Origin of the sequence: Tianweitania populi (genome assembly GCF_014652875.1) — a bacterium.
GTDB lineage: Bacteria > Pseudomonadota > Alphaproteobacteria > Rhizobiales > Rhizobiaceae > Tianweitania > Tianweitania populi.
This window is the reverse complement of the sequence record NZ_BMZQ01000001.1, coordinates 266,670-283,577: the sequence shown is the minus strand read 5'-3', so window position 1 is coordinate 283,577 and position 16,908 is coordinate 266,670. Positions and strand designations below refer to the sequence as shown.

Here is a 16,908-nt window from a genome sequence, read left to right as displayed (position 1 = left end):
TGGGATTGAGTCTCTATGAATGTTGAGGTCAGCCGGCTGTCCAATGGTTTGACAGTCGCCACCGAAACGATTCCTCACATCGAGTCTGTTGCACTCGGAGTGTGGGTGAAATCGGGTTCTCGTCACGAGCACGAAGAAGAGCACGGCATCGCTCATCTGCTCGAACACATGGCTTTCAAGGGCACCAGCCAGCGCTCTGCCTGGCAGATCGCCTCGCAGATCGAGGATGTCGGCGGCGAGATCAACGCCGCGACCAGCGTCGAAACCACGTCCTTTTACGCGCGGGTACTCGATACCGACGTGCCGCTCGCGATCGACATTCTTGCCGACATTCTGAGCGATTCGAAGTTCGATGCGCATGAACTCGAACGTGAGCAGAACGTCATCCTGCAGGAAATTGGCGCGGCCTTCGACACGCCCGACGATATCGTTTTCGACCACTTCACCGAAACGGCCTTCAAGGGCCAGCGCGTCGGCCGCTCGATCCTCGGCACGCCGGAAACCGTGCAGTCCTTCACGCCGCAGCAGCTGCGCGGCTTCATGGATCGCCAATATGCCGGCGACTCCATGGTCGTGGTCGCTGCCGGTAATCTCAAGCATGAGGATTTCGTGCGCGAAGTCGAAAAGCGGCTCGGCCACTTCCGCCCGCATGCCGAAACCCAGACGCTCGACCAGGCGACCTATGTCGGCGGCGACTTCCGCGAGCATCGCGATCTCATGGATGCGCAGGTGATCCTCGGTTTCGAGGGCCGCGCCTATCATGCGCGCGACTTCTACGCCTCGCAGGTTCTGTCGATGATGCTGGGCGGAGGCATGTCTTCGCGCTTGTTCCAGGAAGTGCGTGAAAAGCGCGGCCTTTGCTATTCCGTTTATGCCTTTCACTGGGGCTTTTCGGATACCGGCATTTTCGGCGTTCACGCCGCAACCGGCAAAAGCGACCTTGGCGAACTGATGCCGGTGATCGTCGGCGAGTTGCAGAAGGCCGGCGAGCAGATCCAGCAGGAAGAGCTCGACCGTGCCCGCGCGCAATATCGCGCAGGCCTCCTGATGTCGCGCGAGAGTGCGGCCAGCCGTGCGTCGCAGATTGCGCGGCAGTTGCTTCTTTACGGCCGGCCGATCCCGACCGAAGAGCTGGTCGAGCGTTTATCCGCCTTGACGATCGAGCGCTTGACCGACCTGTCGCACCGCATGTTCTCGAGCACGCCAACAGTAACCGCCGTGGGTCCGGTGGAGCCGTTGATCTCCTACGACGCGATCTCGAGGAAACTCGGCAGCGCTTCGACACCGCGCAAACTCGCCATCGGCTGAGACACCGGCACCCATGCTCGCTTTGCCCTTCGCCCAAAAAGCCACTCCGGTGCTGAAGGGCGAACGGATCACGTTACGGCTGCCGGTCGGACGTGATTACGAGCAATGGGCGGCCCTGCGGCAAGCGAGCCGCTCCTTTCTGGAGCCTTGGGAGCCGCTCTGGTCCGTCGATGAGCTTGAGCGCTCGGGCTGGCGTTATCGGCTCGAACGCAACCGTACGGAGTTCAAGACGGGCAGCGGCATTGGTTTTCTCGTGATCGACAATGCGGAAAACCGCGTGACGGGCGGCATCACCATGGGCAATATCCGGCGCGGCGTCGCGCAGACATGCCAGATCGGCTATTGGATGGGCGAAAACTATTCCGGGCGCGGCTACATGCTGGACGCGCTGAATCTGGTTATCCCCTTCGCATTCCGCGAGCTGCGGTTGCACCGGATCGAGGCCGCTTGTATCCCTTCCAACGCGCGCTCGGTGCGTGTGCTTGAAAAAGCCGGATTCACGCGTGAGGGACTTGCGCGATCTTACCTGCGCATCAACGGCGCATGGCAGGACCATCTTCTTTACGGCCTGGTCTGCGACGACGCGCGCAGTTAACCGGGTAACTTCCAAGTCGACGGGGTGAGTTTGCCGCGCTTCATTCAAAACTCGATTCTGGCCGTTCTCGCCTTGGTCGCCCTTGTCATGGCGGCCATGCCTGCATCGGCCGTCGAACCGATCAAGATTACCCGCGATGATGTTGCGCTCAATCTGACCGGCGCGGTTGAGATCCACCGCAATCAGGGCAGCACGTTCCAGGTCTCCACGGCGCCCGGTCCCGACGGGATCGTGCGACGCATCGAAGTCGAGGCGATGAACCAGGGTTCGGCGGGCGACTGGGCCGTGTTTGCGCTTGCTAACACGACCGACCAGCAGCTCGACCGCCTGATAGTCGCGCCGCATTACCGACTTGTCGGATCCGGTATCCTCTGGCCGGATCTCGGCTCGACCCGCATTTCGGCCATCACCCCCAGCGAAGGCTTCGCGCTCGACCGTCAGGCCAGCGAAGATGCCGACGTGTTCCTCGTCACGCTGAACCCGAATACGGTCGTGACCTTCGTCACCGAAATGGCCTCGCCGCGAATGCCGCAGCTCTACCTTTGGGAAACCGAGGCCTACAAGGACCAGGTCAATTCCTTCACGCTCTATCGCGGCATCGTCATCGGCATCGCCGGTCTGCTGGCGCTGTTTCTGACCATCCTGTTCGTGGTCAAGGGAACCTCCATGTTCCCCGCCACTTCCGCCCTTGCCTGGGCGGTGCTTACCTATGTCAGCGTCGATTTCGGCTTCCTCAATCGCTTGATCGAGGTCGCGCCGGGGAATGAACAGATATGGCGAGCGGGAACGGAGGTGGCGCTGGCCGTCACCCTTGTCGTGTTTTTGTTCACCTATCTCAACCTCAACCGCTGGCACGGCCATTTCGCGTATGGCGCGGTGATCTGGATCTTCGGCTTGATGCTGCTGGCCGGCGTCGCCGTGTTCGATCCTGTCATTGCGTCCGGCATTGCGCGCATGTCGATGGCTGCCGCCGCCGGTATCGGCCTCCTGCTGATCGCCTACCTCACATTCCGCGGTTATGACCGCGCCATCATGCTGATACCCAGTTGGCTGATGGTGCTGGCTTGGCTTGCCGGCGCCTGGCTGACGATCACCGGCATGCTGAACAACGACGTCGTGCAGCCGGCCCTCGGCGGTGGCCTCGTGCTGATCGTTCTGCTGATCGGCTTCACCGTCATGCAGCATGCACTGGCCGGCACCGGCATGCATCAGGGTCTGCTCAGCGATCTCGAACGCCAGGCGCTGGCCGTGATAGGTTCCGGCGACATCGTGTGGGATTGGGACGTTCTGCGCGACCGGGTCGTCACCCGCCCCGACGTCGCGCCGCTGCTCGGCCTTGCCCCTGCCAGTTTGCAGGGCCCTGCCCGCAATTGGCTGCCGGTTCTCCATTCCGACGATCGCGACATGTTCCGCACCACGCTTGATGTCGTCCTCGAACATCGCCGCGGCCGCGTTTCGCAGGACCTGCGCTTGCGCGGCGCCGACGGTCACTACCGCTGGTTCTCGCTGAAGGCGCGGCCGGTGATCGGCTCGGACAGCGAGGTCATTCGCTGCGTCGGCACGCTGATGGAAGTGACGGATCAGAAAAAGGCCGAAGAGCGCCTGCTGCATGATGCAGTTCATGACAACCTGACCGGCCTGCCCAATCGCGAACTCTTCATCAACCGCCTGGACACGATCATCTCGGTTGCCAAGACCGAACCGACCGTGCGCCCGACCGTGTTCGTGATCGACATAGACCGCTTCGGCGAGGTCAATGATGCCCTTGGCGTTGCCGCCGGCGACACGATCCTGCTCACCATCGCGCGCCGTTTGCACCGCCTGTTGAAGCCGAGTGATGCTCTTTCGCGCTTGTTCGGCGATCAGTTCGCCCTCATGCTTCTGTCGGAACAGGAGCCTGCACGCATCGCCGCCGTCGCAGAAGCAATCCGCCAGGCCGTGCGCGCGCCGGTGACCTTTGCCAAGCGCGAGATCGTGCTCACGCCATCGATCGGGCTAATCTCATGGTCCGCGACACAGAACGCGGCTGAAGACATGCTCAAGGACGCCGAGCTTGCCATGCATCAGGCCAAGCGCTTCGGCGGTGACCGCATCGAGCCGTTCCGCCCTGCTTTCCGTTCTGTCGGCACCGATCGCCTGACGCTGGAAGCCGATCTGCGTCGTGCCATCGAGCGCAACGAGCTGTCGCTTGCCTACCAGCCGATCATCCGCCTGGAAGACCGCAGCCTCGCCGGCTTCGAGGCCCTGCTGCGCTGGGAACATCCCCGCCGCGGCGCGATCTCGCCATCGGACTTCATTCCAGTTGCGGAAGGCTGCGGGCTGATCGTCCAGCTCGGCCTTCTATCCATGACCCGTGCGGCCGAAGATCTCGCCGAATGGCAGAAGCATCTGCGCGACACGCCGATCTTCGTGTCAGTCAACCTGTCTAGCCGCCAATTGCTGCGCCGCGACCTCGTCAGCGATGTGCGCTCGGTGATCGCGCGCTCCGGCCTTCAGCCACGCCATTTCCGGCTGGAACTCACCGAATCGCTCGTGATGGATAGCCCTGAACAATCGGCGCATGTGCTCGGCAAGCTGAAGCAGCTCGGCATCGGCCTGTCGATTGACGATTTCGGCACCGGCTATTCCTCGCTCTCCTATCTCACCCGCTTCCCCTTCGACACGATCAAAATCGACAAGAGCTTCCTCGACGATGAAAGCCCGAAGCGTGGCGTGCTGTTGAAATCGATGGTCGCCATGGCGCACGATCTCGGCCTGTCGGTGGTCGCAGAAGGGGTCTCGGACGAGGAAGATGCGCGACTTTTACGGGAAATGGGCTGCGAATATGCCCAAAGTTTCCTGTTTGGGCCGCCAATTCCGGCAGAAATCGTCCAAAAAATCCTGCGCGAGCAGGCCAACACGGCTCAGCCGGTCAAAGCCTAGAAGCGTCTGAGAAGCGCATTGAGGATGGCCGCAGCGAATACCCCGGCCATCCCGCCGCACGCTTTCACCACAGCATCGAACATCCTTGCATGACGACCGGGGATGATCATCTGCAGGATCTCCAGCCCAACCGCCACGCCCACGACGATGATCGCGATGCGCAGGAGATGCTTGGGGTATGCCAGGCCGAACAATCCGCCAATCAACGCAAAAGCGAACAGCCGCTCATAGTTCGGCCCACCGACATGCGGGCGCAGGCCGATCGGCGAAAGCGTTGAAAACGCTATGAAGATCAAAACGATCCAAGCCGCGGGAACGGCCACACGGTGCAACGATGCTGCAGAAAAGCGCGAAATGGGTCTGACCTTGCTTGGACGTATCAGGCGTGCCCAGCCGTGTGGCTGAGATGCGCAAGGTCGATGCCGATCGAGCTCAAGATACGATCATATTTCTGCTCGATCTCGCTATCGAACAAAAGCTCGGCATTGGCCGGGCAAGTCAGCCAACCGTTCTCGATGATCTCGGTTTCCAACTGCCCCGCACCCCAGCCGGCATAGCCAAGCGCCATCAAGGTATGCTTGGGCCCCTTGCCTGCCGAAATCGCGCGCAGGATGTCGACAGTCGCCGTGAGAAAGATGTCTTCGGCAACCGGTGTGCTGGATTCCATCGTCACATCGTCCGAATGCAGCACGAAGCCGCGGCTGCGATCCACCGGGCCGCCATGGCGCACGATCAGATCACGCGCCGAGTCCGGCAGGCGGATGGCATCCTGTTCTTCGATGACGCCGATCTGAACCAGCAAGTCCGGAAAGCGCATCTGCTGGGGCTGATTGATGATCAATCCCATCGCGCCGTCCTCATTGTGGGCGCAGATATAGATCACGGTGCGCGCAAAGCGGTCATCCTTCATCGCCGGCATGGCGAGGAGGAAGTGATCATCGAGGTAGCCGTGTTCGGCCACGGTGCTTTTCTTGCCCAACAGTTCCATAAATCCAAGGGTAACGCGTTTTGAAAAGCCGTAAAGTGGCAACACGCGCGCCGGTTAAGAAAAAGGTCCGGGGGCACCGACCATTTCGGGTAAGCGCCCTGTCTCACACAAAGATGAGGCACTTGGCGATTGCGCCAGCGCTTGCAAGTTGGGAAAGAAAGACATGGTGATGTCCCAAAAAGCAGCGCTCGCGCTTGTCCTTCTGCTTGTCGCGCTGCCGGCGCAGGCCGCGTCCAGTGCCTGGTTCGAGACCGAAGGCGGCCGCATCAGGCTTGTGACGACGGGGGTCCCAGCTGCGGATGGCACGCTGCGCGCAGCGCTGCAGATCGACGTCGCTCCGGGCTGGAAGACCTATTGGCGCGATCCCGGCGATGCCGGTGTGCCTCCGCAGATCACCTTTCCCGCCGCGTCCGGTGTCACGACCGCCGAGATCGGCTTTCCCGTGCCGCAACGCTTCGACGATGGGGCGAGCCACTGGGCGGGCTATGAATGGCCGATCGCACTTGCGCTGACGCTGCATGCTGCACCGGGCAAGACAACGGGAACATTGGAAGCCGATGTCTTCATGGGTCTGTGCCAAAGCATCTGCGTGCCCGTTCAAGCGCAGCTGATCCTCGACCCCCACCACAACGCCGACGACATGTTCGACCGCGCAAGCGTAAATGCCGCCTTCGACTCTCTGCCCGCAAAGGCATCCGCCAGCTTCGGCGTCACGGCCGCGCGCATTGAAGGCGATATGCTGATCGTGGAAACGGCCGCTCCCTCCCGGGACCGCCTGACGCTGTTCTTGGCGAGCAATGGCGGCTTCGAGTTCGGCGTGCCGAAGCACGAGAAAGGCGGTGCTCGTTTTGCCGTTCCGCTTCTTGCCCGACCGAAGGATGCAGCAACCTCGGCATCCGTCGCCTACACGCTGAGCAGCGGCGATGCGGCAGTGGACGGTGCGTTCACGCTTCCATAGCCTGGACGTGGTGGACAGGCGGTCCATCACACCTACATCACGCGCTTCATGACTGCCAACAGATTGGAGACCGCAATGACGATTGCAGTAGGTGACAGCCTGCCGGACGTGAAGCTGAAAGTGGTGGGTCCCGAAGAGATGACCGAAGTCTCCACGAGCGAATTTTTCTGGAACAAGAAGGTGGTACTGTTCGGCGTTCCCGGCGCTTTCACGCCGACCTGCTCCAACAACCACCTTCCCGGCTACCTCGAAAATGCCGACACGATCCTCGGCAAGGGTATCGATACGATCGCGGTGATCGCGGTCAACGACGCCTTCGTCATGCGCGCTTGGGCGCGATTTACCGGCGGCGAAGGCAAGATCACCTTTCTTGCCGATGGCAGCGGCGTGTTTGCCAAGGCGGCCGGCCTTGAGCAGGATATGAGCGCCGGCGGCATGGGACTGCGCAACAAGCGCTTTTCCATGATCATCGACAGTGGCAAGGTCACCGCGCTCAACCTTGAAGGGTCGCCCGGCCAAGCGGTTGATAGCGGTGCTGCGCGCCTGCTCGAACAGCTCTGAGACAAGAGGGCTAGGCTGCTGCCGGCAGCCTCAATCCTCGCGAATGAAGGTCCGGTTCAGCTTGCGCGTCGGCGCGGCTGGCTGGACCGACGCGGCGGCCCGGATCGGATCAACCTTGGCAGCGCTTGGCTTTGGCGCACGCTGCGCCTTGAACGGCGCCATGCCCTGCCGCGCCAGGTCGTCAGCACGCTCGTTTTCCGGGTGGCCGGCATGGCCCTTGACCCAGTGCCACTTAACCTTGTGGCGTTGACGCGCCTGGTCGAGCTGCTGCCAAAGCTCGGCATTCTTCACCGGCTGCTTGGCGGCCGTCTTCCAGCCATTGCGCTTCCAGCCTTCGATCCAGCCGCCGATTCCATCCTTGACGTAGTTGCTGTCGGTATAAAGGTCGATTTCGCACGGCTCCTTCAGCGCGTTCAGCGCCGAAATAGCGGCCATCAGCTCCATGCGATTGTTGGTCGTATTGGCCTCGCCGCCCGACAGTTCCTTGGTTTTGCCGTTGTAGCGCAGGATCGCGCCCCAGCCGCCAGGGCCGGGATTGCCGGAACAAGCACCGTCTGTGTAGGCTTCAACCGTTTTCATGAGATACCGTAAGCTTCGGGCGTCGTTACACCGCGATGAAAGCGCAGCTTGGCGACATATTCCAGCGGATCGCGCTTTTGCACCAGCGCACCATCCGGGATCGTCAGCCAGTCATAAAGCCGCGTCAGCATGAAGCGCAGCGCGGATCCTCGTGCCAGGAGCGGTAGGGCCTGTTGTTCCGCAGCACTTAAGGGACGCACAGATTGATAGCCTGCCGTCAGCGCCGCGGCCTTTGCGGCATTGAAGCTGAAATCCGGCTCGAAGCACCAGGCGTTCAGGCACACCGCCACGTCGTAGGCATAGAAATCCTCGCAGGCAAAATAGAAGTCGATCAGTCCTGACAGCCGGTCGCCGAGAAAGAAGACGTTGTCAGGGAAAAGATCGGCATGGATGATGCCGCCTGGCAGATCCTGCGGCCAGTCGCGTTCCAGAACGGCGAAGTCCGCTTCAACTTCCGCCACCAGCCCGGGCACGACCGAGTCGGCGCGATCACGCGAGCCGTCCCACAGCGTGCGCCAGCCATCCACGGCCAGCGCATTGGCACGGTGCATGGGAAAGTCGGCACCGGCCAGATGCAGCTCCGCAAGTTCACGCCCGACTTCGCCACATTGTGCGACCGTCGGATGGCGCATCCACATCCCTTCAAGAAAGGTGATGATCGCTGCAGGCCGCCCAGCCAGTTCGCCGATCAGCTGGCGGTCGCGTCTTTCAACCGGCAGTGGACAGGTGATGCCTTTGCGCGCGAGATGCTGCATGAGGCAAAGGAAAAACGGCAGATCACTCTGGTCGACGCGCTTTTCATAGAGCGTCAGGATGTAGGAGCCGGTGTCGGTGCGAAGCAGGAAGTTCGAGTTCTCCGAGCCTTCCGCGATGCCCTTGTACGAACGCACATGGCCGATCTTGTATTCCTCGAGGAAGCGGGCAAGCTGCTCCTCGTTGACGTCTGTGTAAACGGCCATGGTCAGGCGTTTCCGTTCACAAAAGCCATGTCGGCGGGCACCAGCGGCATATCGCGCAGCACGCTGAGAACGGGGAAGTTCTCGTTCTCTATCGCGGTAACCGCAAGATCGATCGACACGTTGAACCGTGCATTGAAGGCATCGACGATCTCATCAACGATGATCTGCGGCGCTGATGCACCGGCTGACAAGCCGAGCGTACCGATCGTTTCAATCTCGTCCCATGGAATCTCCGCCGCACGCTGCACCAGCAGAGCGCGCTTGGCACCTGCCCGTTCAGCCACTTCCACCAGCCGCTTCGAATTGGAGGAATTCGGCGCGCCGACGATCAGGAAGAAATCGGTGCCCGCTGCTGTTTCCTTCACGGCTTCCTGCCGGTTCGTCGTGGCGTAGCAGATCGACTCGGCTGACGGCGCCTGGATGGCCGGGAAGCGCTCCTGCAGCCGGGCGATGATGCCCGCCGTGTCGCTTACCGACAGCGTCGTCTGCGTAACGAAGCCGAGCTGATCCGGATCAACCGGCATGAAGCCATGCACATCCGCCTCGGTTTCAATTAGCGTGACCGCGCCATCCGGCAACTGGCCCATCGTGCCGATGACCTCGGGATGACCGGCGTGGCCGACGAGCACGACATGGCGGCCGAGACGCTGATGGCGCATGGCCTGCTTATGGACCTTTGACACTAGCGGGCAGGTCGCATCGAGATAAAACAGGTTGCGCGCTTGCGCATCCGCCGGCACGGATTTCGGCACGCCGTGGGCCGAAAACACCACAGGCCGCTCGCGGTGCTCAGGCGGGATCTCGTGCAGTTCCTCGATGAACACGGCGCCGCGCTCTTGCAGGCCCTGCACCACGAAGCGGTTATGCACGATCTCGTGGCGGACATAGACCGGAGCGCCGTATTTCTTCAGTGCCAGAACCACGATCTGGATTGCGCGATCGACGCCGGCGCAAAAACCGCGCGGCTCGCACAGGCGGATCGTCAAAGCAGGCTTGGCGGGAGAAAACAGGGACATCAAAGCGCTCGCATAGGCCGGACGGACATGAGGTCTGGGAGCGGCTATGTCAAGGTTGGGCGGGTTAAGTGGGCTTGTTCCGGCGCACCCACATTGCCACGCAAACGCCGGCCAGCGCCAAGCCCAAACCATACCAAGTCACGGCATATTGCAGATGATTGTTCGGCAGATCGATGATGGTCACCCCGCCGATCGGCAGGCCGCCGGCGTTCGGCGCCTTGTCGGCATCCACGAAGAAGGGTAGCACCGGCTCGCCGAGCCCTGCACTCGCAGCCATGGCGTCGATATCTTTCCAGTAGAAGATGTTCTTGGCCAGATCGTTGGTCGGCACGAGCCAGGACGGCTTGCCGTTCAACCTTTCGCGCGCCAGACCGGTGACCGTCACATCGCCGCCGACCTGCCCTTCGGCGCGGCTTGCCGGCTCCTTGCGATCATAAGGCACGAAGCCCCGATTGACGAACAGGACGCGGCCATCAGCGAGACGCAGCGGCGTGTAGATGTAGAAGCCGGACTGGCCTTCATAGGTGGCGAAGAAATGACGCTCGCGATCATGCAGGAAAGTGCCACTGACTGTGACCGGGCGATATTCAATAGGATCGCCTGCGGCCTGAGCGGCTTCCACAGTAGCGAGCGGCACAGGCGGCTGGGACAACTGGCTGGTGATGCGCGCCATGAGCGCTTCCTTCCACGCCAGCCGCTCCATCTGCCATGTGCCAAGCGCAAGCAGAATAGCCATCGCAATCAGCACAAAGGCGCCAACGATCCAAAACCGCGCCTTCGAGGCCGGTCTGATGACCAGGGATGGTCCGTCGCCCTGCTGCACTGCCAAACCTTGAACCTCCGAAAACGAAAAAAGCGGCCGCTCGCGCAGCCGCCCTTTCCTTAGCATGATGGGCGTTTCAGTGTCCGGTTGCGATGGTCGCGCCGGCGGAGGCCCAGACATAGATCGTGGCAAACAGGAACAGCCAGACCACGTCCACGAAGTGCCAATACCAGGCAGCGGCTTCGAAGCCGAAATGTTGCTTCGGCGTGAAGTCGCCCTTCATGGCGCGGATCAAACAGACCAGCAGGAAGATCGTGCCGATGAACACATGGAAGCCGTGGAAGCCAGTCGCCATGTAGAAGGTCGCACCGTAGATCGAATCCGCGAAGGCGAACGGTGCGTGCATGTATTCGTAGGCCTGCACGAAGGAGAACAGCACGCCCAGAGCGACGGTGAACACCAGGCCGGACACGAGGCCCTTACGGTCATTGTGCAGCAGCGCATGGTGCGCCCAGGTGACCGTCGTGCCCGACAGAAGCAGGATCACCGTGTTGTAAAGCGGCAGGTGCCAGGGATCGAGCACCTCGATGCCTGCCGGTGGCCACTGGCCGCCGGTATATTCGGTACGCGCGACCTGCACCACTTCGCCCGGGAACAGGCTGGCATCGAAGAAAGCCCAGAACCAGGCAACGAAGAACATCACCTCGGAGGCGATGAACATGATCATGCCGTAGCGCAGATGCAGCGACACGACCCGCGTGTGGTGACCTTCGCGACCTTCCTTGATCGTGTCCGACCACCAGCCGAACATGGTGTAAAGGACCACCGCCAGACCGACCACGAAGAGCCAGGCATTGTTCAGCGGAATGCCGAGCAATCCAAACTCGTTGCCTTTCAGGCCCTGCATCCAGCCTACGCCGCCGAGCGCCATCAACAGCGCGCCGACCGAGGCCGTGAACGGCCACGGGCTGGGGTCTATGATGTGGTAGTCGTGATTCTTGGCGTGCGCCTCAGCCATATCAACCCCCGAGATTATCGCTGGAAACCCTGCTTCCCGCAGCACTTCCCTTTTCGCCAGCAGAGGTGTTGGCCGCGAGCGGCGCACCGGCTGGCAAGGGGAAGAACGTGTAAGACAAGGTAATTGTTCTGATGTCTTTGATGTCGGGATCATCGACGATCGCAGGATCGACGAAGAACACGACCGGCATGTCAAGGGCCTCGCCGGGCTTCAGGGTCGTATCCGTGAAGCAGAAGCACTCGACCTTGTTGAAATAAGCGCCGGCAAGTTCGGGCGTCACGTTGAACGTGGCCTTACCCGCGGTCGGCGTGGAGAACGGATTGGTGGCGGTGTAGCCGATCTGCGTAGTTTCGCCGATCTTGATCGTCACGTCGCGCTGGTCGGGCTGGAAGGTCCAGGGCAGACCGCCGCTGACATTGGCATCGAACCGCACCGTGATCTTCCGATCCAAGATCGTGTCCGAATACTGATCGACCCGCTGTGTGGTGCCACCGTAGCCGGTTGCCTGGCAAAACATCTCATACAGTGGGACGGACGCATAGGCAGCACCGATCATGGCCGCGAAGAACGTCGCGCAGCCGACCGCAACGCGGATATTGGCGCGGCGTTTCGGGTCAACAGGGGTGCTGGTCTTGGTCATGGATCAGAGCGGCCTGTTGAGCAGCGACGGGCCGAACTTTGCGATGGTCGCCACATAAAAGATCACGACAAGAATCGCCAAGCCGACAGCAATCGCAACCGAACGGCTGCGACGCGCCTTGCGCTGCTTGTCCGTCAGCTTGATTGTTTCCTCGAACTGGTTCCGTTCGCCGGCCATCAGAGAATACCCGCCTGGAGAAAGCGCGCGACCAAGCTGTCCGCTAGATAAGCGGCGAAGATGCCAAAAAGATAAAGCAGCGAGAAGCCGAACATGCGCTTGGCCGGCAGCATGACCCGATCAGCTGGCGCCATGCGGAACACGCCCCAGGCGTAGTAAACGAAGCCAACACCCAAAGCTGCTGCGACGATCCCGTAACCGGCGGAAGCATAGCCGAGCACCCAAGGCAGCACGCCGATCGGCGACACGATCAGGGTGTAGATGAAGATCTGCAGGCGGGTCGACGCCTCGCCAGCCACATTCGGCATCATCGGAATGCCAGCGCGGCCGTAATCACCGGACTTGAACAAGGCGAGCGCCCAGAAGTGCGGTGGTGTCCACAGGAAGATGATGGAAAACAGGATGATGCTTTCCAGGCTCACCGAGCCCGTCGCAGCAGCCCAGCCGACAACCGGCGGGAAAGCACCGGCGGCACCGCCGATCACGATGTTCTGCGGGGTCCAGCGCTTGAGCCACATTGTATAAACAACGGCATAAAAGAAGATCGTGAAGGCGAGCAGGCTGGCTGCCAGCCAGTTCACCAGCAGGCCGAGGGTCATCACGGAAAGGAATGACAGAACCAGGCCAAAGCCGAGTGCTTCGCCCGGCAGCATGCGGCCGGCGGGAACCGGGCGACGCGCCGTGCGGCTCATCAGGCGGTCGATATCGGCGTCATACCACATGTTCAAAGCACCGGACGCGCCGGCACCAATCGCGATCGACAGGATGGCGATCGCGGAGAACAGCGGATCGAAGGGGGTAGGCGCGGCCATGAGGCCGACGAATGCAGTGAACACAACCAGCGACATGACGCGCGGCTTCAGCAGAGCGATGAAGTCGCCTGCCGTTGCTTCCGACAGCCCGACTTCCGGGGTGGGCGTCGCGGTTTGTTCAACCATGCTCATTCAAATCGTATCCAATGCCTGGACCCGGACTGTTCAGCCCGGGCCGGGGTTCGTTCAACTGCCTTACTTGATGCGCGGCAGCTGCTCCCACTGGTGGAACGGCGGCGGCGAAGACAGCTGCCATTCCAGCGTGGTGGCGCCTTCGCCCCACGGATTGTTGCCGGCAATACGCTTCTTCGAGAAGGCTTCAAACACGCCATACAGGAAGATCAGCACGCTGAAGCCGGAAAGATAAGCACCGTAAGACGACACCATGTTCCAGCCGGCAAACGCATCCGGATAATCGATGTAGCGACGCGGCATGCCGGCGAGACCCAGGAAGTGCTGCGGGAAGAACACGAGGTTCACACCGATAAACATGATCCAGAAGTGAACGCGGGCAATCGCCGACGAGTACGTGTAGCCGAACATCTTCGGGAACCAGTAGTACCAGCCGGCGAAGATCGCGAACACGGCACCGAGCGACAACACGTAATGGAAGTGTGCGACGACATAATAAGTGTCGTGCAGCGAACGATCGAGGCCGGCATTTGCCAGCTGAACGCCAGTCACGCCGCCCACGGTGAACAGGAAGATGAAGCCGATCGCCCACAGCATGGGCGTGCGCATGGAGATCGAACCGCCCCACATCGTGGCGATCCACGAGAAGATCTTCACGCCGGTCGGAACCGCGATCACCATCGTAGCGAACACGAAGTAACGCTGCGTGTCGAGCGACAGGCCGGTGGTGTACATGTGGTGCGCCCACACGACGAAGCCGACGACGCCGATAGCGACCATGGCGTAGGCCATGCCGAGGTAACCAAACACCGGCTTGCGCGAGAAGGTCGAGACAATGTGGCTGATGATGCCGAAGCCCGGCAGGATCAGGATGTACACTTCAGGGTGACCGAAGAACCAGAACAGATGCTGAAACAGGATCGGGTCACCGCCGCTTTCCGGCGCAAAGAAGGCCGTGCCGAAGTTGCGATCGGTGAGCAGCATGGTGATGCCGCCAGCCAGAACCGGCAAGGACAGAAGCAGCAGGAAGGCGGTGATCAGCACCGACCACGCAAACAGCGGCATCTTGTGGATGGTCATGCCGGGTGCGCGCATGTTGAAGATCGTGGTGATGAAGTTGATCGCACCCAGGATCGACGACGCACCAGCGATGTGCAGCGACAGGATCGCCATGTCCATCGCCGGTCCAGGCTGGCCCGAGGTCGACATCGGCGGATACATTGTCCAGCCACCGCCAACGCCATGCGCACCGGGCGCGCTCGGCATGAACAAGGACAGAAGCAGCAGCAGGAAAGCCGGCGGCAGCAGCCAGAAGGAAATGTTGTTCATGCGCGGGAACGCCATATCCGGAGCGCCGATCATGATCGGCACCATCCAGTTGGCAAAGCCGCCGATCAGCGCGGGCATGACCATGAAGAAGATCATGACTAGGCCGTGGGCCGTGGTGAAGGCGTTGTACATCGACTTGCCGGCGTCGATCGCGGCGTCGCCGTCGATGCCGTAAACCATGCCTGCCAGACCGTGGAAGATCTGGATGCCGGGTTCCTGCAACTCCCAGCGCATCATCATCGACAAAGCGCCGCCGATAATGCCGGCCGTGATCGCGAAGATCAGGTAGAGCGTGCCGATGTCCTTGTGGTTGGTCGAATATACCCAACGCGTCCAGCCCGTGGGCCGGTGATCGCTATGGGCATCGTGGTGGGTTGCAGCGCCTGCCATGATTCCGCTCCGTCTCCTTCCGTCCGGCTGTTGCGAGTTACTCGCCGGCCGAAGCAATCTTGTTCTGGGCGTCGACCGAAGCCATCAGGGCGCGGTTGGCGCCACCGAGATCCGTAGCCGCTGCCGCAAGCCATGTCTGATATTGATCCAGCGCAACGACGCGGATGGCGATCGGCATATAAGCGTGGTCCTTGCCGCAAAGCTCGGAGCACTGGCCATAATAAAGACCTTCCTTCGTCGCCTTGAACCAGGTCTCGTTGATGCGACCCGGAACGGCGTCCACCTTCACGCCGAAAGCCGGCATGGCGAAGGAGTGAATGACGTCGCCGCCAGTGACCAGCATGCGCACCGTGGCATTCACGGGCACGACGACTTCGTTGTCGACGGCGAGCAGGCGCGGATAAGCGCCACGATCTTCCTTGCCGGCAGCAGCGCGGGCATCATCCGTCAACAAAGCCGAGTTGAAGGTCAGCGGCGTTTCGACCTGGTATTCGTAGTCCCAGTTCCACTGGTTGCCGATCGCCTTCACCGTCAAGGCCGGCTCTTCCGGCGGCGTGTATTGCGCCGTCAGCAGCTGGAAGGAGGGAATGGCGAGGCACAGGAGAATCACCACCGGTCCGACGGTCCAGATGATCTCGATGAGCGTGTTATGGCTGGTACGCGACGGGGTCGGGTGGGCATCAGCGCGGAAACGCACGATGCAATAAGCCAGCAGAGCCAGCACGAGCAGCGTGACGGGAATGATGAACCACAGCGTGTAGTTCTCGAACCACTCGATGCTTTCCATGATCGGCGAGGCTGCCGGCTGGAAATCGGTCTGCCACGGCGTTGGTTGGGCGGCAAAGGCGGCCGCACCGGACAACAAAACCATTGCGGCAGCCGCGCCTGTCACTTTTTTCATGGCGATCGTCATCTCCCGGATACCCTGACTAGGACGCGCGTCAGCATGCGGCATGCACACGCACAGACTCCCAGTTCTCTCCAGCCCGTTCAAATCATACTCTCTTGGCGTCCGCAAGAAAGCCACGATTCTGCTGGATGCGGCATTTTGTTCGTGCTGGATCAACAACCTGCCATTGCGTTATGAAGCAAAGTAGGAGCTGCCCTTCAGGCTGATTCACACAATTCTGTGGTGGTCGCGTGCTGATCTGCCGCTGACAGCGCTTTGTTTTCCATGCGAAGGCTGCAGGCTAGATCGCGATGATTCGGTTGGAGACCTTCCCCTGATGCGCTTTTTGAGGCCGCTCGCCTTCAGTCTGCTTCTTGCTTCGCCTTTGGCAAGCGCCCTTCCCGCCAGCGCTCAGCAGCCGGCCCCAACCGGCGCCGTCCGTTCCAGCCATGGCGCGTGGTCGATCATCTGCGACACGCCGGCGGGTGCGACGGCTGAACAATGCGCGATGATGCAGAATGTGGTCGCCGAAGACCGGCCGGAGATCGGCCTTTCTGTCGTGGTTCTGCGCACCGCCGACAACAAGGCCGAGATCCTTCGTGTTCTGGCGCCTCTTGGGGTGCTTCTGCCGAACGGCCTTGGCCTCAATGTCGACGGCAAGGATATCGGCCGCGCTTATTTCGTGCGCTGCTTCCAGGACGGTTGTTATGCCGAGGTGATCCTGGAACAGCCGCTGCTCGACACTTTGAAGACCGGTAAGGCCGCGACCTTCATCGTGTTCCAGACGCCGGAAGAAGGCATCGGCATCCCTGTCGAACTGAACGGCTTCGGCGAAGGTTTTGCCGCACTGCCCTGAGGCCAAGTGTTGGGTG

General features: G+C 61.3%; 18 protein-coding genes. 6 read left to right on the top strand and 12 right to left on the bottom strand.

Features of this window, described 5'->3' with window-relative positions; genetic code table 11:
* The first annotated feature begins 15 nt into the window (after nt 1-15).
* The 3 genes from IE166_RS01405 (at nt 16) to IE166_RS01395 (ending at nt 4,825) form a co-directional block, all read left to right on the top strand.
* Nucleotides 16-1,308 (top strand): M16 family metallopeptidase, encoded by a 1,293-nt coding sequence (locus IE166_RS01405; protein WP_189501156.1) that lies wholly within the window; start codon nt 16-18, stop codon nt 1,306-1,308.
* Between the two features lie 13 nt (nt 1,309-1,321).
* Nucleotides 1,322-1,903: a GNAT family N-acetyltransferase gene (locus IE166_RS01400; protein ID WP_189501154.1), complete on the top strand. Its 582-nt coding sequence runs from the start codon at nt 1,322-1,324 to the stop codon at nt 1,901-1,903.
* An 87-nt stretch (nt 1,904-1,990) separates the two neighbouring features.
* Nucleotides 1,991-4,825, top strand: coding sequence for a putative bifunctional diguanylate cyclase/phosphodiesterase (locus tag IE166_RS01395; protein WP_189503170.1), 2,835 nt, complete (start codon nt 1,991-1,993; stop codon nt 4,823-4,825).
* On the opposite strand, the gene IE166_RS01390 is transcribed toward IE166_RS01395, so the two are convergent.
* Together IE166_RS01390 and IE166_RS01385 are read right to left on the bottom strand one after the other, a co-directional pair.
* Nucleotides 4,822-5,121, bottom strand: coding sequence for a VanZ family protein (locus IE166_RS01390; RefSeq protein ID WP_244641282.1), 300 nt, complete (start codon nt 5,119-5,121; stop codon nt 4,822-4,824). The genes IE166_RS01395 and IE166_RS01390 overlap by 4 nt on opposite strands.
* Before the next feature lie 83 nt (nt 5,122-5,204).
* Nucleotides 5,205-5,813 (bottom strand): YqgE/AlgH family protein, encoded by a 609-nt coding sequence (locus tag IE166_RS01385; RefSeq protein ID WP_189501152.1) that lies wholly within the window; start codon nt 5,811-5,813, stop codon nt 5,205-5,207.
* A 169-nt stretch (nt 5,814-5,982) separates the two neighbouring features.
* Here IE166_RS01385 and IE166_RS01380 point away from each other — a divergent pair, with 169 nt between their 5' ends.
* Entirely contained in the window at nt 5,983-6,771 is a 789-nt protein-coding gene (locus IE166_RS01380) for a protein-disulfide reductase DsbD domain-containing protein (RefSeq protein WP_189501150.1), read from the top strand.
* Nucleotides 6,772-6,846: 75 nt separating this feature from the next.
* Nucleotides 6,847-7,332, top strand: coding sequence for a peroxiredoxin (locus IE166_RS01375; RefSeq protein ID WP_189501148.1), 486 nt, complete (start codon nt 6,847-6,849; stop codon nt 7,330-7,332).
* A gap of 30 nt (nt 7,333-7,362) precedes the next feature.
* On the opposite strand, the gene rnhA is transcribed toward IE166_RS01375, so the two are convergent.
* The 10 genes from rnhA to coxB form a co-directional block, all read right to left on the bottom strand.
* Nucleotides 7,363-7,911 (bottom strand): ribonuclease HI, encoded by a 549-nt coding sequence (gene rnhA / locus IE166_RS01370; RefSeq protein ID WP_189501146.1) that lies wholly within the window; start codon nt 7,909-7,911, stop codon nt 7,363-7,365.
* The gene (locus tag IE166_RS01365; RefSeq protein ID WP_189501144.1) at nt 7,908-8,870 is read right to left on the bottom strand and encodes a homoserine kinase; all 963 of its coding nucleotides are present in this window, start codon (nt 8,868-8,870) and stop codon (nt 7,908-7,910) included. The genes rnhA and IE166_RS01365 overlap by 4 nt, the downstream gene beginning before the upstream one ends.
* Before the next feature lie 2 nt (nt 8,871-8,872).
* The gene (ispH, locus tag IE166_RS01360) at nt 8,873-9,886 is read right to left on the bottom strand and encodes a 4-hydroxy-3-methylbut-2-enyl diphosphate reductase (protein ID WP_189501142.1); all 1,014 of its coding nucleotides are present in this window, start codon (nt 9,884-9,886) and stop codon (nt 8,873-8,875) included.
* 64 nt (nt 9,887-9,950) lie between these two features.
* Nucleotides 9,951-10,622: an SURF1 family protein gene (locus tag IE166_RS01355; protein WP_244641281.1), complete on the bottom strand. Its 672-nt coding sequence runs from the start codon at nt 10,620-10,622 to the stop codon at nt 9,951-9,953.
* 163 nt (nt 10,623-10,785) lie between these two features.
* Nucleotides 10,786-11,667 carry a cytochrome c oxidase subunit 3 gene (locus tag IE166_RS01350; protein ID WP_189501139.1) on the bottom strand — a complete coding sequence of 294 codons (882 nt, stop codon included), beginning with the start codon at nt 11,665-11,667 and terminating at the stop codon, nt 10,786-10,788.
* A 1-nt stretch (nt 11,668) separates the two neighbouring features.
* Complete coding sequence (locus tag IE166_RS01345) at nt 11,669-12,307, bottom strand: cytochrome c oxidase assembly protein (RefSeq protein WP_189501137.1); 639 nt, start codon at nt 12,305-12,307, stop codon at nt 11,669-11,671.
* Nucleotides 12,308-12,310: 3 nt separating this feature from the next.
* Nucleotides 12,311-12,484, bottom strand: coding sequence for a hypothetical protein (locus tag IE166_RS01340; RefSeq protein WP_189501135.1), 174 nt, complete (start codon nt 12,482-12,484; stop codon nt 12,311-12,313).
* The gene (gene cyoE / locus IE166_RS01335; protein ID WP_189501133.1) at nt 12,484-13,428 is read right to left on the bottom strand and encodes a heme o synthase; all 945 of its coding nucleotides are present in this window, start codon (nt 13,426-13,428) and stop codon (nt 12,484-12,486) included. The genes IE166_RS01340 and cyoE overlap by 1 nt, the downstream gene beginning before the upstream one ends.
* A 63-nt stretch (nt 13,429-13,491) precedes the next feature.
* The gene (ctaD, locus tag IE166_RS01330) at nt 13,492-15,147 is read right to left on the bottom strand and encodes a cytochrome c oxidase subunit I (RefSeq protein ID WP_189501131.1); all 1,656 of its coding nucleotides are present in this window, start codon (nt 15,145-15,147) and stop codon (nt 13,492-13,494) included.
* A 37-nt stretch (nt 15,148-15,184) separates the two neighbouring features.
* Complete coding sequence (coxB, locus tag IE166_RS01325) at nt 15,185-16,048, bottom strand: cytochrome c oxidase subunit II (protein ID WP_189501128.1); 864 nt, start codon at nt 16,046-16,048, stop codon at nt 15,185-15,187.
* 325 nt (nt 16,049-16,373) lie between these two features.
* On the opposite strand from coxB, the gene IE166_RS01320 reads away from it, so the two are divergent.
* Entirely contained in the window at nt 16,374-16,892 is a 519-nt protein-coding gene (locus tag IE166_RS01320; protein ID WP_189501126.1) for an invasion associated locus B family protein, read from the top strand.
* The last annotated feature ends 16 nt before the right edge of the window (nt 16,893-16,908 follow it).